The organism is Microcoleus sp. LEGE 07076 (genome assembly GCF_015207455.1).
Taxonomy (GTDB): Bacteria; Cyanobacteriota; Cyanobacteriia; order Cyanobacteriales; family Microcoleaceae; genus Microcoleus.
The window spans coordinates 71,643-78,484 of the sequence record NZ_JADEWV010000002.1 but is presented as its reverse complement, the minus strand read 5'-3'; the positions used below and the strand labels follow the sequence as shown (position 1 = coordinate 78,484).

Sequence of the window (6,842 nt, the reverse complement as noted above, 5' to 3'; positions counted from 1 at the left end):
ATGAGGACTCGCATTCCGAACGATCGAACCCATTCTCTCCAGTCGGCGCAGGCTGAGTTTGTATGTGTAGCCACGATTTCCAATCGCCCTGGATTTCCTCAATTAACAGCAGCAAATCGAAAATTTAAAAGCGTACTCATAGTTATCCGATTGCGCCCGTGCCTTTTCGAGTCGTAGAGAGCCTCATCAGCCGCCAGTACCAAGGTTGCTCCATCATTTTCGCCCTTTGCTGCCCATATCTTCCTCCCAAAATTCATCGAGATTTGGTTCGAGTTTGAGTTAGCGGGCGACATTGACACAAAGCCAGCGCAAAAATTTATCTAAACTAGCAAAAACTGCTGCATCGGCGGACACGAAAGTCTACGGTTACTGTGCGGTATCCCCGATCGACCGCGGCGTGAATTATCCGCAGCATCAGCGAACTTTTGCCCATTTTTCGGAGAGCTTTAATCCGAATCAGGCTCCCGGGCTTGCCAATTTCTGTACGAGCTAGGGCTGCGGCGGGCGATCGACATAAAATGGAGAGTCGATCAATATTGGCCCGCCGGGAAATTCTAGATCCGCAACCGTTTCGATTAAGCTTGGTGATTTTCTGATTCCTGTCATAGTCTTTTTGCGACGCGATACCCTGACTGTATCTTACCTTTACCCGGTTAGCGGGGTAGACCAGCGGTTTGAAAGACTTATTGACAATCCTACAAAATGTAAGTTTTTCGGGACTTCCCACGACTCACTTTGCTATAGTAGTTTCACTTTACCCAATTTCAAACCCTGCTTCAACACTGCTGTGCAGACCGACACAAATTCGACGGCGGCCCAGACGCGATGATTCTTGGCCTCTACCTGAAAAGTCAGTCGTCTGTCGCCGATGTCGTACAGGCTTCGCCCCCATCAAAGGAGAAATAATCATTGTCACGTCGCTACCTGTTCACCTCTGAATCTGTTACTGAAGGTCATCCCGATAAAATCTGCGATCAAATTTCAGATACAATCCTAGATGCCTTACTGACCGAAGATCCTAAAAGCCGCGTCGCAGCCGAAGTTGTCGTCAACACGGGCTTGATGCTGCTGACGGGCGAAATTACCACGAAAGCTCAGGTAAATTACATAGAATTAGCGCGGAAAAAAATAGCCGATATTGGCTACATCCACGCTGACAACGGATTTTCTGCTAATAGCTGCTCGGTGTTGGTGGCTCTTGACTCTCAGTCTCCCGATATTGCCCAAGGGGTGAATACGGCTCAGGAAAGTCGGGAACAAGCTAGTGAAGAGCAATTGGATGCCATCGGTGCTGGCGATCAAGGTTTGATGTTTGGTTTTGCTTGCAACGAAACGCCGGAATTGATGCCTCTGCCGATCAGTTTAGCGCACCGGATTTGCCGTCAACTGGCCGCAGTCCGCAAAACCGGTCAGTTATCTTACCTGCGTCCTGACGGCAAAAGCCAAGTTACCGTGATTTACGAAGATGGCAAACCTGTTGGCATTGATACGATCTTAATTTCTACGCAGCACACTGAGGCGATCGGTGAGATCGTAGAAACAGCCGCAGTTCAAGCCAAGATTAAAGCAGACCTTTGGACTGCTGTTGTCCAACCGGTGTTTGCCGATATTAGCGTCAAGCCGGATGCAGAAACTCGCTTCCTTGTCAACCCCACTGGCAAATTTGTGGTGGGCGGGCCTCAAGGAGATTCGGGTTTGACGGGCCGCAAAATAATCGTGGATACCTACGGCGGCTATTCCCGTCACGGCGGCGGCGCTTTTTCAGGGAAAGACCCCACGAAGGTCGATCGCAGCGCTGCTTATGCTTGTCGCTACGTTGCTAAAAATATCGTGGCGGCTGGTTTGGCCGAAAAGTGTGAAGTGCAGTTGAGTTATGCGATCGGCGTAGCACGGCCTGTCAGCATGATGATCGAAACTTTTGGCACTGGGAAAGTTGATGACGATCGCCTTTTGGAAGTTGTGAAGCAGCATTTTGAGCTGCGTCCGGCGGGCATCATTCAGGCATTTAACTTGCAGAATTTGCCTGCTGAAAGAGGCGGTCGCTTCTATCAAGATGTGGCGGCTTACGGTCATTTCGGACGCACTGATTTAGAGTTACCTTGGGAGCAAACTGACAAGGCCGAACTTTTGAAAGAAGCTTTGAGCCAGAAGTTGTCCGGAGTCGCTGGATAGTAAAATTTCAGGGGCGGGCTAGTAAAATTTCAGGGGCGGGCTAGAAGCTCACCCCACAAGAAATTTGATTAATTGTGGAACGGGCTTCTAGCCCGTTGCTAATATTGATACTTAATGTAAGTTATAAAAAATTGTACAAAATCTTGTAAATCACTAGACTAAATGCCATTTTTAGAGCGATTCCAGTCAGCAATTCACAATTTCAAATCTTTATTTAAACAGCAGTTGGCGGTTTTAGTTGACCCGAGAAATGAAATAACGATTCCCAGAACATTTACGCCCGATCGCACTGGAATTCGCGGCGTTTGGATCCCCAGCACCGACTGCAAAGTTCTCACCTCAAAACAGCGGATTGCTGAAGCAATGAACTTTGTAGCAGATACGGGATTTAATACAGTTTTTCCTGTAGTCTGGAACAGAGGTTTTACTGCTTATCCTTCTCAAATTATGCGCCAACAATTTGGAATAGAAATTGACGCGCGGTATCAAGGGCGCGACCCTTTGGCAGAATTAATTGTTGAGGCAAACAGAGTTGGTTTAAAAGTTATTCCTTGGTTTGAATACGGATTTGTGAGTTCTTACAATCTCAGCGGCGGTCATTTGCTGGCGAAAAAACCCGAGTGGGCTGCGCGCGATTGCAGCGGCAATTTACTTAAAAAAAATAAGTTTGAATGGATGAATTCTTTGGACTGGGAAGTGCAAGAATTTTTGCTGGGGTTGATGCTGGAAGTCGCTAAGAATTATCCGGTAAATGGCATTCAAGGAGACGATCGCATTGCGCTTCCTTCCGAAGGCGGTTATGACGAAAAAACGGTTAAACGCTACCTCCAAGAGTGCGGGAGAGAAGCGCCGCATAATTGTAGAGAGCGACATTGGCTGCAATGGCGCGCCGATGGGATTACTGAGTTTGTGGCTCGCTTGCACCGAGAATTGAAAGCGATTAATCCTGATTTGTTGCTGTCGATGTCGCCGAGTCCTTATGAATGGGGACTTGTGGAATATTTGCAAGATTCTCAAGCTTGGGTTGACAAAAAGTTGGTCGATATGCTTCACCCGCAGTTTTACCGCCGGGATTTTAACGCTTACAAACAATTGGTCGATCGACTGGTTGGAGAACAGCTTAGCGGCGAACAACTGCATTGCGTGTCGCCCGGTATTTTGTTGGCGAATCGAGGCAGCAATTATAGCATGAATCCCGAGCTATTGTTACAAGTAATTGCTTACAACCGGTCTCGCGGGATTCAAGGGGAAGTGCTGTTTTTTTACGAAGGTTTGCGAGATAATGGTAACGCTTTGGCTGAGGTTTTGAAAAATGGGCCCTACGCTAGATGAGAGAGTGTCCCGGAATTAAGCTGTTTTCGGTTGGCTGCGTTCAACGGAGCCGATCGAGATTTCGAGCCAACTTGCTATAAAATGAGGTGTTGCACCATTCTCAGTAAGCTTTTATGAACAAGCTTTCGGGCCTGTTCCATCAGAAAATTCACTCTTTGTCAAACAGGCCCGAAGCCAGTTGCTAAAAATGGTACAAGATGTGAATATAAAACGATCTAGCAGAGCTGTGCCCGTTAAGAGCGCAGCGACGCCAAGTAGCAAGGGCTACTAATTTGTCAACCCGCTCCCCAAAAAAAAACTAAATAATTAATCATTGGGGAGTTGCAAAAATAGTGGAATCGGACATATTGCATAAGTGGAGCAACTTTTTTTTGAGAAGTTGAGTGTTGTGCAGCGGTATTTTTATTAAGACAGCGAGTTGAAAAGAGCAAGCAATTTCAACCGAGTGCCAAAATATGAGGATAAATCCATGAACTCAGCAGCAACCCTCATCCAACAGCTACCCGAACTCAGCGATGCTCAATTTAAACAAAAATATTTGAAAGAAAGACAAGGGATGCAAGCCTTGGCGACAATATTGCCACAAATAGAACAAAGAAGTCTGGCTTTGCGCGCTATAAAATTAGCCCTAAAAGTAAATTTAAAACTAGGCTCGAAGCTAGCAGGCACTGTCAAGCCAGAATTTCAAAAAGCCACAATAAAATTAATCGGAAACATCCCAACCTCGGCCAGGTTCAAAATTCAACTGCTGGCACTAACTTGTTCGGACACGGCAATTCCGATGCTAGTCAAAGGATTGAGCCACAAACAAAGTGCAGTGCGCCTTCACTGCATTCGGGCGCTCGGGAAAATTGGCTCCGAAGCGGCAATAATTGAATTGGCCAGATCGCTCGCATCCGAAGATTGCCAAGTCCAAGCTTGGGCCGCTTGGGCATTAGGAGAAATTGACTCGAAACCAGCAGTCACAGCACTGATCGAAGCCCTCAAACACGAAGACTCCGAGGTGCGCGCCTGGGCAGCTTGGGCTTTGGGCAAAATTAAGCCGAAAACAGCCGTCCCCGCACTGCTCAAAGCCCTCAAACACGAAGACTCCGAGGTACGCTGGCGGGCGGCGGTCAACTGCGGAAAAATTGGGGGATCTGAGGTGGTTCCCAGCCTGCTGAACGCCATGAGAGACTCCAATCCAATTGTGCGCGCTAGGGCAGCGACCGCTTTGGGGAAAATCGGCGATCGCGATGCAGTACCCCGCTTAGTAGAATTGCTGCACGATCCCGACTACTATGTCGTTTCTTTGAGGGCCGCCGAAGCTTTGGGACAAATCGGCACGGAAACGGCTGTGGCAGGGTTGCTGCAAGCCCTCAACCACGACGACTCAGATTTGCGCGGCAGTGCGGTTTCTGCCTTGGGAGAAATCAGCAGCGAGGTGGCTGCGGTGGCAGTAATGCGATCGCTCTCGGATCCAGACATTTTCGTGCGCGGCCGGGCAGTGGTGGCCCTGGGGAACATTAATACAGCCGGAGATCCTAGCTTGCAAAAAATGGTGGCGGCGGGACTGGGGATTGCCTTAAGGGACAGCGAATCCTATGTTCGGTGGAGAGTTGCTGCTGCTTTTGGGCAAATAGGGACAGAGGAAGCCGTCGCAGATTTGGTGCGCCTGCTGGGGGACGAAACCCCTGGAGTACGCCAAAAGGCTGTGAAATCCTTGGGTCAAATTGGCTCGGATGCTGCTATTTTGGCTCTGGAAGTAGCTTTAAACCGCGAAGTTGCTGATGTTCGCGCCCTGGCAGCCCAATACTTGCCGGATGTTAAGAAACCAGTCAAAACATTTGATTCTGAGTCCTCAAATTCCGCAGATTTATCGGGTGAAAAATTGCCAGAAATCCTGATTGCTTCGGAAGCAGAAGCCACCGAATACATTATCGATCGCGCTGCGGGACGCGCACTCAAATACTTAATCTCGATCGGCACTCCAGGCGTACCTGAACCCAAAAATTTTCACAAAGTCCCGAACCGACTGCGGCGGTCGTTAAACGACCTAGAAACTCCTGTTGACGACCCAGATCGGGTTTTACCTACACTTGATGATGTCCTCCAAATGATTGACTTTGCCCTCAAAATGTCGGCGCGCCCTGGCAATTTGCTCGTTTGCTGCCAAAGCGGCATCAGCCTTTCAACGGCCACAGCTTTGATAGTTGGCGCTGCCCTTTTGGGCCGGGGTAAAGAAAGGGAAGCTTGGAGTTTGGTACTCGCGGCCAAACCCCAAGCCAGACCGAATCGCTGGATGCTGGAATTGGCTGATGAAGCTTTGGGTAGAGACGGTAAGTTATGCGATTTTAAATATTAAATTTTAGATTTTAGATTGGGGAATGACTTGTTGTCTGAGGGTTTTAAGCTGGTGCCAGAGTTATAGCAAGCACCACATCGGTTAGGGGAATCTTGAAAACTAAAACCTTTATTTGGCAAGCTTTCCACTTCTGACTCCTGACTCCTGCTAGACATTCCTTCGTTGAACTGCTGTAAGCTGGTGCGATCGAATCAAGCGCTGTTACAGAGATACAGCAGATTGCCAACAGTTGACACCACCAAAAACTGATATAACCTGCCGACAGGAGTTGTGCAGACATCAAAATTTTAGACTTCTGTTCAATCTCCCAGATTCAATGCTGCAAGTAGATATTCCATGCCCCAATCGACTGACTCCCGGGAACCATGTTTCTTTTGGTAAGTCAAAAAGTTATACTCAACTTACAGGACTGAGCATGAGACTTGTCGAAAGCGGGGCAGCGATGCCAAAAGTCGATCGCGCCTGGTGCAAAAGTTCGATCGACCGCCGCATTTGTGACACTCTGTAGTACGAAGTCCTCAAATGCTCAACAAATAACCGTCCAGCAATCGTCGCATTGCCGGCAGCAAAACTCCAAAGCTGAGGAATCGGGTGCATTGTCAACAGACAATATCAGCTTCTGTAGTACGAAGTCGTCAAATGCTCAACAAAAACCGTCCAGCAATGCGACGATTGCTGGCAGCAAAACTCCAAAGCTGAGGAATCGGGTGCATTGTCAACAGACAATATCAGCTTTGGAGAATTCACAGGCAAAACATATCAGACAGAAAATTCTGCCTGTAAAATTCCATGCAGGGATAATTCACTGTTGGAATCAATATTTCTTTTTTGCTTGTCGCAGACTTTTACAAGTCGAACAAATAATTTGGCAACAGCCATCTACAGCCTAATTATCTATTAGACATCAACCGAATTTAAGTTTTTCTTCAGACTCGACAAGAGTAAAAGATACTTGTTCGCAGATTTCTCCTAGAAAACCAACAAGCTTTTCCGT

Annotated in this window: 6 protein-coding genes; 3 read left to right on the top strand and 3 right to left on the bottom strand. The window is 47.8% G+C overall.

Annotated features, from left to right (window positions below):
- Positions 1–325: 325 nt before the first annotated feature.
- Together IQ270_RS30550 and IQ270_RS30545 are read right to left on the bottom strand one after the other, a co-directional pair.
- A complete protein-coding gene (locus tag IQ270_RS30550) occupies positions 326–457 on the bottom strand; it encodes an AAA-like domain-containing protein (protein ID WP_368670067.1) in 132 nt (43 codons plus the stop codon).
- A gap of 32 nt (positions 458–489) precedes the next feature.
- Positions 490–606: an AAA-like domain-containing protein gene (locus IQ270_RS30545; RefSeq protein ID WP_228055977.1), complete on the bottom strand. Its 117-nt coding sequence runs from the start codon at positions 604–606 to the stop codon at positions 490–492.
- Positions 607–909: 303 nt separating this feature from the next.
- Between IQ270_RS30545 and metK the strand changes: the two genes are divergently transcribed.
- The 3 genes from metK (at position 910) to IQ270_RS00780 (ending at position 5,848) form a co-directional block, all read left to right on the top strand.
- Positions 910–2,172 (top strand): methionine adenosyltransferase, encoded by a 1,263-nt coding sequence (gene metK / locus IQ270_RS00790; protein WP_193971030.1) that lies wholly within the window; start codon positions 910–912, stop codon positions 2,170–2,172.
- A 162-nt stretch (positions 2,173–2,334) separates the two neighbouring features.
- Positions 2,335–3,504, top strand: a complete 1,170-nt coding sequence (locus tag IQ270_RS00785) for a glycoside hydrolase family 10 protein (protein ID WP_193971028.1) — start codon at positions 2,335–2,337, stop codon at positions 3,502–3,504.
- A 469-nt stretch (positions 3,505–3,973) separates the two neighbouring features.
- Entirely contained in the window at positions 3,974–5,848 is a 1,875-nt protein-coding gene (locus IQ270_RS00780; protein WP_193971026.1) for a HEAT repeat domain-containing protein, read from the top strand.
- Between the two features lie 43 nt (positions 5,849–5,891).
- Here IQ270_RS00780 and IQ270_RS00775 read toward each other — a convergent pair whose 3' ends face one another.
- Positions 5,892–6,128 carry a hypothetical protein gene (locus IQ270_RS00775; RefSeq protein ID WP_193971024.1) on the bottom strand — a complete coding sequence of 79 codons (237 nt, stop codon included), beginning with the start codon at positions 6,126–6,128 and terminating at the stop codon, positions 5,892–5,894.
- Between the last annotated feature and the right edge of the window lie 714 nt (positions 6,129–6,842).

Excerpts from the sequence above, each read along its gene's own strand:
- IQ270_RS00775 (WP_193971024.1), bottom strand. The coding sequence starts at position 6,128 with ATGTCTGCACAACTCCTGTCGGCAGGTTATATCAGTTTTTGGTGGTGT.
- IQ270_RS30545 (WP_228055977.1), bottom strand. The coding sequence starts at position 606 with ATGACAGGAATCAGAAAATCACCAAGCTTAATCGAAACGGTTGCGGAT.
- IQ270_RS00780 (WP_193971026.1), top strand. The coding sequence starts at position 3,974 with ATGAACTCAGCAGCAACCCTCATCCAACAGCTACCCGAACTCAGCGAT.
- IQ270_RS00785 (WP_193971028.1), top strand. The coding sequence starts at position 2,335 with ATGCCATTTTTAGAGCGATTCCAGTCAGCAATTCACAATTTCAAATCT.